This window comes from Pararhizobium mangrovi, assembly GCF_006516965.1.
Classification (GTDB): domain Bacteria; phylum Pseudomonadota; class Alphaproteobacteria; order Rhizobiales; family Rhizobiaceae; genus Pararhizobium_B; species Pararhizobium_B mangrovi.
In genome coordinates, this window is the sequence record NZ_VHLH01000020.1 from 15895 (window position 1) to 30299 (window position 14405).

Here is a 14405-nt window from a genome sequence, read left to right on the forward strand (position 1 = left end):
AAAAATTCGTTCTGACGGATCAGGCAATTTCGGGGAGAAGCAGATGAACGGGTTCGATTTCTCGATGAGAGCGTCGCGGACAATCGCAGCGGCTGGCGTTTTAGGCGCCGTCGCATTTTCCGTGACGCCAAGTGTAGCCGATGCGCAGACGACGGTTCGTATGGTGTTGTGGCCGGGGCCCGAAGGCGACGCAATGCAGAAGGTCGTTCGCGCATATAATAATGGGCAAGGCAAAACGGACGGAATTTCCGTCGACATGGTATTGCTCAGCCGCGACGACACTTTTGCGAAGGAAACAACCGAGATTGCGACCCGATCGTCCAATGTAGATATTTATTTTACCGCAACCTATAATATTGGATTTTTTGCTCAGGGACTCGAGCCCATCGACGATATCGGTATCGACAAGTCGAAATATTTCAGTGCGGCGATCAAGGGGCTTACGATCGACGGCAAGCTCTACGGTGTGCCGCTCGATGTCTCCAACCATTTTCTTTACTATCGCACCGACCTTGTGAATCGGCTTCTGAAGGACGAGAGTTGGAAGAAGTCTTACCGGGATATCGCTAGAAAGGTGCTTGGCGAAGCGCGCGATCCCAAGAAGCCCTCCGAATGGACAGCCGACGACTATCTCGCAACCGCGGCATTCTTCTCGCGTTCTGAGAATCCTGATTCTCCGACCCGGTACGGCACTGCGCTGCAAGCAAAAACCTCTCCTTTCAACATCACGCTCTGGGATGATCTTCTGTGGGGGCTCGGTGGAAGTTGGACGGGAAAGGACGGCAAGGCGGCTTTGACCTCCGACGCGGCGCACAAGGCCATGTCGATCTACCGGACGATCTATGAGAAGCATTATACCTCCCCCGATGCCTCTCAATGGGAATATGGCGAGACGAACGCGGCGCTGCAGTCTGGAAGTGCTGCCTTCGCCATGCAGTGGTCAGCCGCCTATGCGGATCTGACGAGCAAGGACAAGTCCCCGCAGATCTACGACAAGATCGCCGTCGCGCCGGAACCGGGCGATCCGCATCGCACGCATGTTCATACGCTTGCGATCTCGCTCAACAAGCAATCTCGGCACAAGGACGCCGCTCGAAAGTGGATGGCATATCTCGCGACGCCCAAGGCAATGACGGCCTATGCCCAGGCGGGCGGCATCCCTTCCCAGCCCGCTGTCTTGAAGGATAACGTGAAAAGCAATGCGGCCTTTGCCAAAATTGCCGAAAACGTGCGCAAATACGGATACTCGCTTCCTACGTTTACCGGCACCTTCCAGGCAATGCAGTCGATCACCGAGGATCTGAGCAGTGCGTGGGTAGGCGTTGATGCCACCGACGACGCCTTGTCGAAAGCGAACGATAAGCTTCAGTCACTGCTGGATCGTTGAAATGGGCGCGGTGTCTGCGGAAGGCTTTCCCATGCCGATGCGGCAATCGGCGACAAGCGCTCGCTGGGTACTCTCAGCACCGCTTCTTGTCTTTCTTGCGGTATTCGCTGTCTTTCCGCTGGCGCTTGGAACCTGGATCAGCCTTACCGATCGTTCGATCCTGTCGTTTTCGATTAACTTCGTCGGCCTGAAGAACTATGCCGATACGCTGCGAGATCCCGATTTCTGGCACGCGGTCTTTTTTACTCTGAAATTCACCTTGATCTCAACGTTTGCGACCCTCGTTCTCGGCTTTCTGCTGGCGTTGCTCGTCCATCGCCGCTTTCCAGGCAAGACGTTGCTCGTCACGGCGCTTATCATGCCGATCATGGTGGCTCCGGCGTTGATGGGCATCATGTTCCGGCTGGTGCTGAACGCTGAAATTGGGCTCGTTCCGGCCATACTTGACCGGTTCGGAATCGCCATTCACCTCTTCTCGCCTCATCTGGTCGTCCCACTCCTGATCCTACTCGAGATCCTGCAGTGGACGCCGTTCACTTTCCTCATTCTTTATGCTGGTCTGCAGGCTCTGCCCGACGACGTTTTCGAGGCGGCGGCACTCGATGGATCTTCTCCGCTTCGCACGACCTTCATGATCACCATTCCGCTGATGGTGCCCTCCTTCTTTGTCGCGGGGTTTCTGCGCGCAGTCGACGCTTTGCGCACATTCGACGTTATCTTCGTGCTTACCGGAGGAGGGCCTGGCTCTCTCACCAACACGTTGAGCATCTACATCTATAAGAAGGCGTTCACTGAAGGCAATTTCGGGTTGGCGACAGCCGCCGCGATGCTCGTTCTGCTTATGGTCGTGCCACTCATCCCCTTCCTGATCCGACGCGTGACGACCCGCGTGGGAGATGTGCCATGACACGCACGAAACAATGGCCAATCATGGTGACGCTAGCGGTCGCCCTCGTGGCACTGGTCGTCAACATTCCCCTGATCGGTGCGTTGTTGACGAGCTTCAAGCCAGACGGAGCCATCACCAGCCATCCGCTTTCCATACCGGTTCCTGGAACGCTCCAGCACTACGCGAACGTTCTTTATGCGGCAGGTTACGACTTTCCGCTGTTCTTCGAAAACAGCGCCATCATTGCCTTTGGAACGGTGGTGCTGACGACGCTCATTTCGGTTCCTGCCGCCTATGCGATCGTGCGTCTGAAGCTCGGTGGTCAGTGGTTGCTAAATGCGGTGGCCGCCATGCGGTTGCTGCCGGCAATGTTCTTCGTCTTGCCCTTCTTCGTCATGCTGACGAACGTGGGGCTGCTGGACACCGTTTGGGGCATGATCGTCGTCGACACCTTCCTCAACCTGCCGATCGCCATGGTCATTCTGGCGCGCGGTGTCGCGGACGTGCCGATCGAGATCGAGGAGGCGGCCCGCATGGATGGCGCGTCCTCCTACGGTATTCTCGTCACCATGATAGTGCCGTTACTCGCACCGTCTATCGCCGCAGCGGCGTTGATAACCTTCCTGTTCACATGGAACGACTACATCTTCGCCATCATCATCACCACGTCGGCAGCGCGAACCGTTACCGTTGGCGTCTCGCAGTTCGTTACGAGCTACGGCATCCTATGGGGTGACGTATCCGCGGGCGTCGTCCTTTCCGTCATCATTCCGATCGTCTTTGCCATCTTCGGCCAAAGATATCTCGTCAGCGGTCTCGCCTCAGGTTCGGTCAAGGGCTGATCGTACACGCAAACGGAGACGTCTCCATGTCGCCAGATCCCTCGAAATGCGTTCTTATCACGGGTGGCGGCACGGGAATCGGCGCAGCGATAACACGGGAGTTCGCAGCGAACGGATGGAACTGCATGATCCTCGGGCGCCGGGAGGAGCCGTTGAAAGTCTTGGCCGACGATCTTGCGAGCGGACCCGGACTGGTGAGTTGGCGCGCCACCGACATCACGGACCCGGCCGAACGCGAAGCGGCCTATGCCGCCTGCGTCGAACGGTTCGGACCGCCAAGCGCGCTCATCAACAACGCCGGTCGCAGCGCCACCGATCCACTGCTCACCTATTCGCAGGAGGACTGGCGGGCGGTCATGCACACCAACGTCGAGGCTGGTTTCTTTTTCGCGCAGCTAGCTGTTCCGGCGATGCGCGACCGTGGCCATGGAGCCATCGTCAACATCGGCTCGGTCTACGGTTCGCTCGGCATCAACAACGATTTTTATGAAGGCAAGCTCGCCTGGAACGACGCGGAGAACCGTGGCCCGGTTCGTGAATTCGCCTACGCTGCCTCGAAGGGGGCGGTCCTACAAATTACGCGGGAACTCGCGACCGCGCTCGGCAAGTGGAACATCACCGTCAATGCGGTCACGCCGGGTATGGTCAAGGTCGATGCCAATCCGCTCGGCGATGCGATCGAGCAACGTCTCGTTCGAGCGACACCGTTGCAGCGCATGGGCCGGCCGGAGGACATTGCCCCAACCGTCCATTTCTTGACCACGCCCGGGGCGGCCTTCATTACGGGCGCCGAGATCAAGGTCGATGGCGGCTGGTCCGTCTGGTGAGCGAGCGCATGCGAACGCGAATGCTGTATCGCAAGCGACGTCGTGCTCACCGGCCGGTCTTCCACGATCGAGACGAGGGGAGGTACAGTGATGGCAAACGGTTTGCAGCCCGTCCTGCCGAAGATCAAGATCAGTGTGTCGAACTTGACTCCGACCCTCCGCCGTATTGCGGCTTTTGTGACCGACGCCCCAGAAGAAACCACGCGCCTTTCCGTCGAAGAGCTTGCAGCACGAACTGGCGTTAGCGTTGCGAGCATTTATCGCTTCTGCCGCGAGATGAACTATCAGACCTTTTCTCAGTTGAAGCTGGCGATTGCCCGTGAGATCACGAGCGAGCCCTCCCGTCATGGTGGGGACGATGGACCGGAGATGCACGAACCCTTCGTTGCCGAATACGTCCGTTGCCTCGATGAGACCGGACGGTTCGTCGACGACCAGACGCTCCGTTCCGTGATCGATCTGATACTGCGTTCCACGCGCATCATGACCGTTGGTGTCGGGGCTTCGGGGATTGCAGCCAACTTTCTACACTACAAGCTTTTGCGGGCGGGAATTGCCTGTCACCGCCCGCTCGACATGCATCTTGCTACGATGCTCGTTTCGAGCTTTACGAACCGGGACCTGCTGGTGGTCTTTTCCGCCTCCGGAGCCACGCGCGACATAGTGGACCTCTGCACGCTGGCCGATAACGGAGCCGTTCCGATCGTCAGCGTGACCAGCCGTCCACGCAATCCCGTCGCCGACCGTTCAATCCACCACATGATCGCGGTCTCGTCCGATTCGCCGGTAACGAGCGGTTCCGGCGCCAGCGTCATCAGTCAGGTTGCCGTCGCGGACATTGTCTATCACGCGATGTATGAGCGCGATGATATCGTGCGACGCCGCGTTGATCAGACAACGGACTCCGTCATAGCCAAACACCTTTAAAGCCAGAGCCGCCTTCTCTTCGGTGGTTTCTTGGGAACCTTCAGCCCTCCCGTCGCCAGATGCATTCGACCCGTTTGACGTTCACCGTCCGCCCAGCTGAATGCAGCAACGCCGTGATCCGGCGGTAACCGTAGCGCCCTCGCATGCTAAGTGACGATTTCCGGCTGCTATCGATCGAGATTGTCTGATTGTTTCGGGATTGTGCTGATGTCGTGTCATGCCACCCGGTGGCTGTACACTACTCGGACATTTCGCAGCTAAGGCATGAACGATCCCGATGGGTTGAAGTGGCGCTGTTCGCAGGTACGAATCTCGGCGCGCCAGCGGGACCTCTAAGGGGTTCGATAGCTAGTTTTCCGGACGACGGGGTTATTCATCTCGATGTCGTCCGGGTAGAGATATCGTGTTCTGTCTCGCTCCAAGCCGCCTTGTTGGATCGCAATCCGGCGATATGGGCTACCGTATGTAACGATCGACGAGTAGAGCGTCGCGATCCTCGACGGGCGAGAAGCATAACGCCGGTTCAAGATGGGGTCTTGATGGACGCGCCGTTCCGTTTCCGAAGGAGGCGATGTAGGAGCGAGCCAGTGGCCGCTCGTCACCGATCAACGCCATCGTCATCCGCTCATGGAACGAAACGACGAGAGTGCTGCTGCTAAGTGCTTCGTCGCACGGTGCTTTCTGATATCGAGCGGACGTATTTCCATATTAAAGCGATCAAAAAATTTTACCGCAGTTTAACCGCGCTTATTAGGGAAGGCGAAAAACGTCTTCGGTAATGTCGTCTCACGTCGAGGCGAACACTCGGCCTGAATGCAATTTCTCTTGGACCGAAGGACTAAAGCCATGATGATCAAGATTCACCGCTTTCTCAGCGCGAAAACTTCCATCTTCAAGAAAGACGAGTCCGGCGCCACCGCAATCGAATACGGCCTGATCGCCGCTCTGATCTCGGTTGCCATCATTGCCGGCGCCAGCGCTCTCGGCGGTAAACTTAAGACCACGTTTAACGATATTGGCTCTTGCATGGGTGCGGACACCGGGACGTGTGCGAACGTTGCGGGCGAGGGGCAGAATGGGCTTAAGTCAGAGTAAGGCATTACTTGTCGGAAGCTTATGAACTCTCGTGCTTCTGCTTGCCTACAAACCGAGCGACATGCTCGCAATCTATTCAGAACGCCGAAGATCCCGTTTAGGCGGGGTCTTCTTTCGCTCGGCAATGATGTCTTTCCTAGACTTTTCCAAAATTGGAAGAATCAGCCGTATTTCCAAAAGAACTAAACAACTTTGTTTGTCGGTGCAAAATAACATAAAGCACAATAATCCAGATTGAGAGGGTAAGTCCGTGTTAGTCGCAATTGGTCGTTTTTTTAAAAATAATGTTTCATCCTTGAAGGGAGATGAATCCGGAGCCACTGCTATTGAGTACGGCCTTATCGCTGCGCTGATCTCGGTCGCTATCATCGCCGGAGCGAGTTCTATTGGCAGTAAGCTCGGCGATACCTTCTCGCATATTTCGACGTGTATGGGCAGCTCCACCGGTAATGATACTTGTACGGCTGCAAGTGGCGGCGATTCAGGCGGTGCCGATGCAAATGGCGCCAACACGGGTGCCAGCAACAACAGCGCTGTAACGGGGCGGACGGTGAGTGGGACCTTATGACCTAACGATACGATTTGAATATTTTAAATCAGGTTCTCTTACCATCAGTTTGAGAAAGGCCTCGCTCCAACGAGGCCTTTTTTATAAGTGATGAGCTTCACTCCACCGTAACCGACTTTGCCAGATTGCGCGGCTGATCGACATCCGTGCCCATGAAGACGGCCGTGTGGTAGGCCATGAGCTGCAGCGGCAGGGCGAAGATGAGCGGCGTGACGAGGGGATCCGTGTCCGGCAGGAGGATGGTTCGCATCGTTTCGAGGGTCGTGGCCGCCGCGGCACCCTGACGGTCCGTGATGAGGATGATGCGTCCACCGCGGGCCGCGACCTCCTGCATGTTGGAAATCGTCTTCGAGAAGACGTGGTCGTAGGGCGCGATGACGACGACCGGCATCGTCTCGTCGATCAGCGCGATCGGACCGTGCTTGAGTTCGCCGGCGGCATAGCCCTCGGCATGGATATACGAAATCTCCTTGAGCTTCAGCGCGCCTTCGAGCGCTAGCGGGAAGCTCGTTCCACGGCCGAGATAGAGCGCGTGCCGGTAATGCGAGATTTCCTGCGCCAGCGAACGGATGTCCGCCTCGCTCGCCGCCAGCGTATCGCGCATGAGGCGGGGAACTTCCGATAGTGTGCGGACCAGGCGTGTTTCTTCCTTGCGGGTGATCGTGCCGCGGCGCACCGCCGCCGAAAGGGCGAGCGCGGCGAGAACGGCGATCTGGCAGGTGAAGGCCTTGGTCGAGGCGACGCCGATTTCCGGGCCGGCAAGCGTCGGCAGGAAGCCGTCCGCCTCGCGCGCGATCGAGGAATCGCCGACATTGACGAGTGCTTCGCTCGCAAGCCCTTCGGACCGGCAGTAGCGCAGCGAGGCGAGGGTATCCGCCGTCTCGCCGGACTGGGAGATGAAGAGCGCGGCGCCCGCCGGCGAGAGCGGCGGCTCGCGGTAGCGGAATTCCGATGCGGTATCGACATCGACGGGCAGCCGCGCGAAACGTTCGAAGAGATATTTGCCGACGAGACCCGCGATATAGGCCGTGCCACAGGCCGAGACCGTTAGGCGCTCGATCCGATCGAAAGCGATCGTCGAGATGCCCTCGCGCGTGCAGCCGGCAGAAAAATCGACGTAGTGGCTCAGCGTATGGGCAATGACTTCCGGCTGCTCGTGGATTTCCTTTTCCATGAAGTGCCGGTGATTGCCCTTGTCGGCGACGAAGTGCGCGCCTGCGGAACGCTTGCGTTTCCGCTCCACGGGCCTGCCGTCCGCGGCATGGATCTTGGCGCCTTCGCGCGTGACGATTGTCCAGTCGCCGTCCTCGAGATAGGCGACATCGTCGGTGAAGGGGGCGAGCGCGATGGCGTCGGAACCGAGATACATTTCCTGCTTGCCATAGCCGATCGCGAGCGGCGGGCCGTTGCGCGCGCCGAAGATCGTATCGGGAAGGTCTTCGAAGACGACGGCGAGCGCATAGGCCCCTTCGAGGCGGGCGAGAACGGTGCGCATGGCGGTTTCCGGCCTGTCGCCCGCGGCAAGGCGGGCGCCGAGCAGCCTGGCGACGACTTCGGTATCCGTCTGCGTTTCGAAGACGACACCCTCGTCGACGAGTTCGGCCTTGAGCGCGGCGAAATTCTCGATGATGCCGTTATGGACGACCGCGACGCCGGCGGCGAAATGCGGATGGGCGTTGCCGACGCTGGGCACGCCATGGGTCGCCCAACGCGTATGGCCGATGCCGGTCGTACCTTCGAGCGGGTCCTGCGCGAGGCATTCCTCGAGCGCGACCAGCTTGCCCTGCGCACGGCGCCGGTCGAGCCGGCCTTCACGCAAGGTCGCGATGCCCGCGGAATCGTATCCACGGTATTCGAGCCGCTTCAGCGCGTCGACGAGCAACGGCGCGACGGACCTGCTGCCGACAATGCCTACAATTCCGCACATGATGATCCCCTTTGCCCGGCTGTCCCACGTGCCGCAAAGGCTCGCACGTCACCCGTTTCCGTTTTCTTTCGAGCGTTTCGTTGCAAGGATGCGCTCTCGAAGGTCGTGCGCGCGGCCGGGCTTGTTGACCTGACGCGCGCGGCCGAAGGCGAGCGTGCCTTCCGGTACGGCGTCGGTGACGACGCTGCCCGACGCGATGTAGCTGTCCGCGCCGATCGAAAGCGGGGCGACCAGCGACGTGTTGGAGCCGACGAAGGTATGGGCGCCGATCTCGGTGCGGTGCTTGTTCGCACCGTCGTAATTGCAGGTGATCGTTCCTGCGCCGACATTGACGCCTTCGCCGACCGTCGCGTCGCCGATGTAGCTCAGGTGATTGATCTTCGCGCCGGTGCCGATCTCGGCCTTCTTTACCTCGCAGAAATTGCCGACCTTCGCACGCTTGCCGATCTCGGCGCCGGGACGAAGCCGGGCATAGGGGCCGATTTCCGCGCCGGGCGAAACCCGGGCGCCTTCGAGATGGCTGAAGGCACGGATCGTCGCGCCTTCGCCGACGGTGACCGCCGGCCCGAAGACGACATTCGGCTCGATCGTCACGTCGCGCGCGATCTCGGTGTCCCAGGCAAGGAAGACGGTTTCCGGTGCCGTCATGGTCACGCCGGAAAGCATCAGCGCTTCGCGACGGCGGTGCTGCCATAGCGTTTCGGCCGCGGCGAGCTCGACGCGGGTGTTGACGCCCACGAGCTCGTTTTCGTCGACCTCGATCGCGACGGCGCGGGCACCGCGCGACCGTGCCAGCGCGACGATGTCGGTCAGGTAGTACTCGCCCTTGGCGTTGTCGTTGCCGATCGCCTCGATGAGCGAGAGCGCGCGCCTGCCGTCGATCGCCATCGCACCGCCGTTGCAAAAGTCGATCTTTCGCTCGGCCTCGCTCGCATCCTTCTCCTCGCGGATGGCGACGAGTGCGCCGTCCTCCTCGACGAGACGTCCGTAGCCTGTGGGCCTCGGCGTACGGAAACCAACGACGACGACCGCGGCATCCTCGGCTTCGAGCGCCGCACTCGCCCGCGCCAGCGTCTCGGCACGCACGAGCGGCGTGTCGCCGAAAAGCACCAGAACCGCTTGCGGTGTTTCTTCGAGCGCCTCGCGTGCGGCGAGCACCGCATGGGCAGTTCCGAGCCTTTCGCCCTGTTCGAAGACAGAGATCGACGGTGCGCCGGAACGGATCGATTCGGCGACCGTCTCGCTCTGTCGGCCGACGACCAGCGCCGTCCGCTCGATACCGGCTTCCGCTACGGCTTCGACGACATGGGCGAGCATTGCCCGACCGCCGACGGGATGAAGGACCTTCGGCAGGGCCGATTTCATGCGCGTGCCTTCACCCGCTGCAAGAATGATGGCGAGACTCTTACGCTCCATTTCGCTCCCCTCGCGACGGCACGGTCAGTCTGATAAAAGCAAGCGTGCCGGAACACGGTATCGTGCATTTCACACGTCGTGCAGTCCAAGACAAGCGCTCGCCGTCGGCGGGCCCCTTCTTCGGTGACGGCGATGGCGCAGCGGTTGTCGCCGCTTTCGAGACTTGCAAATGCCGCAAAGCTCGGGCACCCCACAGGGGAATGCCAGCTCGTACGGGTATGGGCAGCGAGGAGGCAGACGAGCCGGCTACGTAAAGCGGCGAAACGGAGAATGAATGGCCACCACGAGCATCACGGGCGATCTTCGCGAGTCTTTCGCTTATCGACGCTTCTGGCTGATCTTTGGCCGTGACGATGCGAGTGCGCAGTTCCAGCACACGTCGATCGGTGGACTGTTCTTTACGGTAAGTACGATGATCCGGGTAGCGATCGTCTATTTCGTTTTCGGAGCCGCGCTCGGCCATACCGGACCGAGCTATTTCGGCTATATCGCTTTTGGATTTCCGATATTCATGACGATATCAAGTTCTATTTCCAATGGATACTCCATCCTGAAGCAGAATAGATCAATAATAAACAGTATGAGAATGCCGATATTCGCTCTTGTATTGCGATTTTTGGTTTCTCAAATTATCCGACTTGGATTCTCTTTATTGGTGTTCCTCGGGTTCGTCGTTCTGAATCCCGGAATTATCAACCAAAATTGGATTTGGCTACTCCTAACGATCCCGCTTTTCGTGTGTACGATTTGCGCTATCGCGCTTTTTTGCATGATTTTAGGTGCTTTTTTCCCCAATATATTTGAATTTCTGAATTCATTGATGAGGATGATGATGTTTGCCACGCCAATTTTCTGGTACGCTGCATCTCGTCATGGTGTGCGCGGCGCAATTGCCCTGTACAATCCGTTTACGCATATCATCGCCATCGTTCGTGAGCCGGCGCTCGGCCAACCCCTTCCCTTCCTTTCCCTGGCCGTAGTCGTCGCGATCCTGGTCGTCGTCGGCGGTGCGGGATGCTACATGCTCAAGAGAAGCAGTGAATGGCTGATCTACCGCATCTAAGGAGGGAGATCTCCGGTCGTGACGGCACTTCGGGCGCGCCGTCATCCTTCGACACTCGGTCCGAAACACAGATGTCCGTGCGGGACGCAGATCCCGCGCGCAGCCAGTGCGACAAATTGAATGATGCAGAGTTCCCTATGGCTTTAACGGACGAGGCGCCGGCAAAGGAAGGGGTCGATAGTGATGTCCGACTGACTTTGCACGATGTGACGATCGAGTATCCGCTGTCAAAAACGTCATCGAGCCGATTTTCGGATTTCGCGCGAACCGTCGGCGGGCAATTCGTCTCTCATGACGATCGACGCTTCATCCGTGCTCTTGATCGCATCAGCCTCGATTTTCCAAACGGATCGCGAGTCGGCCTGCTCGGAGGTAATGGCTCCGGGAAGTCGACGCTTCTGCGCACGCTGGCAGGAATTCTGCCGCTGACGGCTGGCGAACGCATAATCAGGGGCCAAATTGCCACGCTATTTTCGGCGGGCGTCGGTATCGATCCCGAAAAAAACGGTATCGCGAACATCTACCGGATGGCGGCGCTCTACAACATACCCCGGCGGAGGGTGCCGGAGCTGATCGACGACATCGTCGAGTTCACCGAACTCGGCGAGTTCATCGAGTTACCCGTGAAAAGCTATTCTTCCGGGATGGCGTCGCGGTTGGGTTTCGGCTTCGTCACGAATATCAATGCCGATGTGATCCTCGTGGACGAGGTCATCGGTACTGGGGACAACAACTTCAAGGACAAGGCGCGCGAGCGCATGGAGCGTTTTCTCGCCGACCGAGGTATCATCGTGGTGGCGTCCCACTCGGTTGAAGTTCTCGAAACCCTTTGCCATACGGGGCTCGTGCTGGACCAGGGCTCCGTTGCCTTTTATGGCGACATCGCCGAAGCCGGCGAGTTCCACCGGGAACTCAAGAAAGACCAGAAGAAGCGCAAGGCCGACAGCTGATCGGCATTGGCGCGTCCGGCGAGCCCGTCTTGCGCTAGCGAACCTGCCAGAACGGCCGAATGCCGTCATGGGCGTCGAACAGCGGCTTGAGGCGGACAGGATCCGGATGCGCCGGGCAGTTTGCGGGATCTTGCCCGAAGCGGCGGCGGTAGCCTTCCATGATGGGAAGGAAGCGGTCCGTGTCGAAGGCGTCGATCTGCTCGTACGGCCAGTGGCCCTTCATGTGGCCGGCGAGCCATTCGACCGCGGTGGCAAGGCTTTGTCCTTCGGGTCCCTCGAACGCCCAGAGGTCCTCGCCGACCGTGGCGGCGAGTTCGCTCAGATGGATCCAGCCCTGCAGGTTGAAGGCGCAGTAGTGCGCCGTCGTCGTCCGGTTCAGCTCCTCCGGCTGTGCGCCTTCGGCCGTGAACTGCGCGCAGATGCGGCTCAGGCTGTCGCGCAGGACGGTGCGAACGCGTTGCCGGTCGCCGAGATAGAGCGCGATCGAGGCCGTCTGAAGGTCGTAATAGGTGCCGTGATTGTTCTTTGCCGAACGCTCGCCGATTGCCTGGCGCGATGAACCAAGCCAATGCAGGAAGCGTTCGAGCCACGTCTCGAACGTCGCCAGATCCGTCGCGCTCAGGACGCCCGTCGGTCCGAGAATGCGCATCGCGTCGAGAAAGAAGTAGAAGTCCTTCGTCTCGATGATGCCGCTGCTGCTTCCGCGGTTGCGGTCGTGGCCGGGGCGCACCTGCGCGTAGTCCAGATGAGGGTTCATCGCCGTTGCGGGCTCGACGAACCATCGCCGAACGAGAGTGCCGGCATGGACGGCATACCGCTCTTCGCCGGTCTCGCGGTAGGCGAGGGCCAGGACGAAGGTGTCGTCGAAGAGGCGCTGCAGCCGCGTCCGGTCGTAGCGTTCGCTGAGAGGCTCGTAGAGACGCGTTCCGGGCACGCGCTTGCCGTCGCGGTGAACGTGCGGGAAGACGCGCAGCGGATGCGGCCAATAGTAAGGCGCCGGATGCCAGTAATCCTTCGGATCGCCGCTCGGCGGAAGCGTGGTCTTGTCGACGACGGTGTGCGGTCCGCGGGTCAGCGCGGCGTCGGCCGCCTCGATCAAGCGCTCGCGCAAGGGGGCCGGCATCGGCGGCGCGGCAGCGCGTTCCGTGCGTATGAAGACGCCGCCCTCGGCGCCGCCCATGGTTCCATGGGCCGCATCGAGGCGCTCCAGCAGGCCGATAACCCCTTGCGAGCGGGCGACGCCGCGTCCGACGAGACCTTCCTGTCCCGAGCCCTGCTCGAGTTCGCCGCGTCCGGAAAAGAGCCGCGCGACCCAGCCGGACCGGGTCGTCGCCCCGGCCTCCGGCGCATAGGCCGGGGCCGGCATGTCCCAGGGTTCGATCGGCCACTGGTCCCAGGCGCCGGAAACCCCGAGGCGCCAGAAGAGTTCGACCTTCGGACGTCGCCCATAGGGGTGTTGCGTGTCGAAGCGCTCTCGCGCATCGCAGCGAAACAGGATCTGCGGCTCTTCGTCGGCGCTCGGTTCGAAATCCGGCGAAAGCAGGTCGGCATTGTCGCCGACGCGGGCCATCGGCACGACATGATAGGCAAAATGCGGGTTGGCGACGACGTCCGATCGAAGCGCCTGCCAGGCCTTTTGCGTGAAAAAGCAATTACCGTCGAACGGCAGGACCCATTTCGCCCGCGGCCTGCCGTCTTCCAGAGCGGCGTTGCGCGCGCCGTTGTTGTTCATCACCGCATTGTTCTTGAAGCGGTGCAGGCGCATGAGGACGCGTTCGCGTTCGGCCGGCTTAAGCTTTTCGAAGAAGCGCCCCGAAGGTGCGAAGCGCACCGGTACGCCGGCGATGTCCCAGCCCGCGGTTCGGTAGCGTTCGGGCTCGAAGGGAAGGTGGAGATAGGCGACGTTCCGCCTTTCCAGGAGGTCGAGGATCTCGCGCTCCATGGCTGGATCGACGATCCGGTTGACGACGAAGCGCTTCTCGCAATCCTTAAGCTCCGGTTCCTCGTCGAGAATGAAGGCGAGGTTGCGCAGCGACTGGCCCACGCTGTGGCGTGGAGGCAGGTCGTTGCCGATGATGCGGTAGAGCACGAAGCGATCCGGTGTCTTCGCGATGCTCGATTCCGCATACGCCTTCTTCAGGCTCGCCTCGTCCGGAATGGGTGGCGCGCCCCGGCTCGACGCCCGATCGATGCGTACGGCCGTCGGTGCGGCCTCGCGCATCCGCGCGCGCAGCCAGTAGGCGCCCGGAACATAGGCGGCGATGCGTTTTGCCCTGAGGAAAAGCTTCTGTTTCATGAATGTGCTTGGAGGGACACTCGACACTGCCCTGCTGGAACTCGCGATGCCTGCCGTACTCGCCGCGGGCCGCAACGGGGTAGCAGCGAGGAGGGGCCGCGGCAATGTGCATGCCCGAGACCGGCGGATGGTTTTGCAGCGAGCGAGGGCTTGTGAGGGGCCGTCTTTCAAGCGATAAGTAATCGATCCGAAAGGGGCATCCTTTCGAGAAGCGGCCA

Annotated in this window: 11 protein-coding genes and 2 pseudogenes; 9 read left to right on the forward strand and 4 right to left on the reverse strand. The window is 60.1% G+C overall.

Annotation, left to right across the window (positions count from 1 at the left end; all coding sequences use genetic code 11):
• The first annotated feature begins 43 nt into the window (after positions 1–43).
• From FJU11_RS11215 to FJU11_RS11235, 5 genes are all read left to right on the forward strand, one after another.
• A complete protein-coding gene (locus FJU11_RS11215; protein ID WP_141167147.1) occupies positions 44–1387 on the forward strand; it encodes an ABC transporter substrate-binding protein in 1344 nt (447 codons plus the stop codon).
• Position 1388: 1 nt separating this feature from the next.
• Positions 1389–2294 (forward strand): carbohydrate ABC transporter permease, encoded by a 906-nt coding sequence (locus tag FJU11_RS11220; RefSeq protein ID WP_181408153.1) that lies wholly within the window; start codon positions 1389–1391, stop codon positions 2292–2294.
• Positions 2291–3118 (forward strand): carbohydrate ABC transporter permease, encoded by an 828-nt coding sequence (locus FJU11_RS11225; RefSeq protein WP_141167149.1) that lies wholly within the window; start codon positions 2291–2293, stop codon positions 3116–3118. The genes FJU11_RS11220 and FJU11_RS11225 overlap by 4 nt, the downstream gene beginning before the upstream one ends.
• 26 nt (positions 3119–3144) lie before the next feature.
• A complete protein-coding gene (locus tag FJU11_RS11230) occupies positions 3145–3945 on the forward strand; it encodes an SDR family NAD(P)-dependent oxidoreductase (protein WP_141167150.1) in 801 nt (266 codons plus the stop codon).
• A 90-nt stretch (positions 3946–4035) separates the two neighbouring features.
• Positions 4036–4872, forward strand: a complete 837-nt coding sequence (locus FJU11_RS11235; RefSeq protein ID WP_141167151.1) for a MurR/RpiR family transcriptional regulator — start codon at positions 4036–4038, stop codon at positions 4870–4872.
• On the opposite strand, the pseudogene FJU11_RS11240 reads toward FJU11_RS11235, so the two are convergent.
• Positions 4872–5011: pseudogene (locus tag FJU11_RS11240) on the reverse strand (IS3 family transposase); the annotation flags it as partial. The gene FJU11_RS11235 and the pseudogene FJU11_RS11240 sit on opposite strands and share 1 nt — an antisense overlap.
• Before the next feature lie 710 nt (positions 5012–5721).
• On the opposite strand from FJU11_RS11240, the gene FJU11_RS11245 reads away from it, so the two are divergent.
• A complete protein-coding gene (locus FJU11_RS11245; protein WP_141167196.1) occupies positions 5722–5967 on the forward strand; it encodes a Flp family type IVb pilin in 246 nt (81 codons plus the stop codon).
• Between the two features lie 295 nt (positions 5968–6262).
• Positions 6263–6427 (forward strand): annotated as a pseudogene (locus tag FJU11_RS18615) (Flp family type IVb pilin); the annotation flags it as partial.
• 205 nt (positions 6428–6632) lie between these two features.
• On the opposite strand, the gene glmS reads toward FJU11_RS18615, so the two are convergent.
• Together glmS and glmU are read right to left on the reverse strand one after the other, a co-directional pair.
• Entirely contained in the window at positions 6633–8462 is a 1830-nt protein-coding gene (gene glmS / locus FJU11_RS11255) for a glutamine--fructose-6-phosphate transaminase (isomerizing) (protein ID WP_141167152.1), read from the reverse strand.
• A gap of 48 nt (positions 8463–8510) precedes the next feature.
• Positions 8511–9878: a bifunctional UDP-N-acetylglucosamine diphosphorylase/glucosamine-1-phosphate N-acetyltransferase GlmU gene (gene glmU, locus FJU11_RS11260; protein WP_141167153.1), complete on the reverse strand. Its 1368-nt coding sequence runs from the start codon at positions 9876–9878 to the stop codon at positions 8511–8513.
• 274 nt (positions 9879–10152) lie between these two features.
• Here glmU and FJU11_RS11265 point away from each other — a divergent pair, with 274 nt between their 5' ends.
• On the forward strand, positions 10153–10941 hold the full coding sequence (locus FJU11_RS11265; protein ID WP_141167154.1) for an ABC transporter permease: 789 nt from the start codon (positions 10153–10155) through the stop codon (positions 10939–10941).
• Positions 10920–11891: an ABC transporter ATP-binding protein gene (locus FJU11_RS11270; RefSeq protein WP_141167155.1), complete on the forward strand. Its 972-nt coding sequence runs from the start codon at positions 10920–10922 to the stop codon at positions 11889–11891. The genes FJU11_RS11265 and FJU11_RS11270 overlap by 22 nt, the downstream gene beginning before the upstream one ends.
• Positions 11892–11925: 34 nt before the next feature.
• Here the strand turns inward: FJU11_RS11270 and FJU11_RS11275 are convergent, their stop codons facing one another.
• A complete protein-coding gene (locus tag FJU11_RS11275) occupies positions 11926–14187 on the reverse strand; it encodes an alginate lyase family protein (protein ID WP_210242882.1) in 2262 nt (753 codons plus the stop codon).
• Positions 14188–14405 lie beyond the last annotated feature (218 nt).

Bases quoted from the DNA above. Each gene is read 5' to 3' on its own strand.
- FJU11_RS11265 (WP_141167154.1), top strand. From the start codon at position 10,153: ATGGCCACCACGAGCATCACGGGCGATCTTCGCGAGTCTTTCGCTTAT.
- FJU11_RS11215 (WP_141167147.1), top strand. From the start codon at position 44: ATGAACGGGTTCGATTTCTCGATGAGAGCGTCGCGGACAATCGCAGCG.
- FJU11_RS11245 (WP_141167196.1), top strand. From the start codon at position 5,722: ATGATCAAGATTCACCGCTTTCTCAGCGCGAAAACTTCCATCTTCAAG.
- FJU11_RS11235 (WP_141167151.1), top strand. From the start codon at position 4,036: ATGGCAAACGGTTTGCAGCCCGTCCTGCCGAAGATCAAGATCAGTGTG.
- FJU11_RS11225 (WP_141167149.1), top strand. From the start codon at position 2,291: ATGACACGCACGAAACAATGGCCAATCATGGTGACGCTAGCGGTCGCC.
- glmU (WP_141167153.1), bottom strand. From the start codon at position 9,878: ATGGAGCGTAAGAGTCTCGCCATCATTCTTGCAGCGGGTGAAGGCACG.
- FJU11_RS11270 (WP_141167155.1), top strand. From the start codon at position 10,920: ATGGCTGATCTACCGCATCTAAGGAGGGAGATCTCCGGTCGTGACGGC.
- FJU11_RS11230 (WP_141167150.1), top strand. From the start codon at position 3,145: ATGTCGCCAGATCCCTCGAAATGCGTTCTTATCACGGGTGGCGGCACG.
- FJU11_RS11275 (WP_210242882.1), bottom strand. From the start codon at position 14,187: ATGAAACAGAAGCTTTTCCTCAGGGCAAAACGCATCGCCGCCTATGTT.
- glmS (WP_141167152.1), bottom strand. From the start codon at position 8,462: ATGTGCGGAATTGTAGGCATTGTCGGCAGCAGGTCCGTCGCGCCGTTG.
- FJU11_RS11220 (WP_181408153.1), top strand. From the start codon at position 1,389: ATGGGCGCGGTGTCTGCGGAAGGCTTTCCCATGCCGATGCGGCAATCG.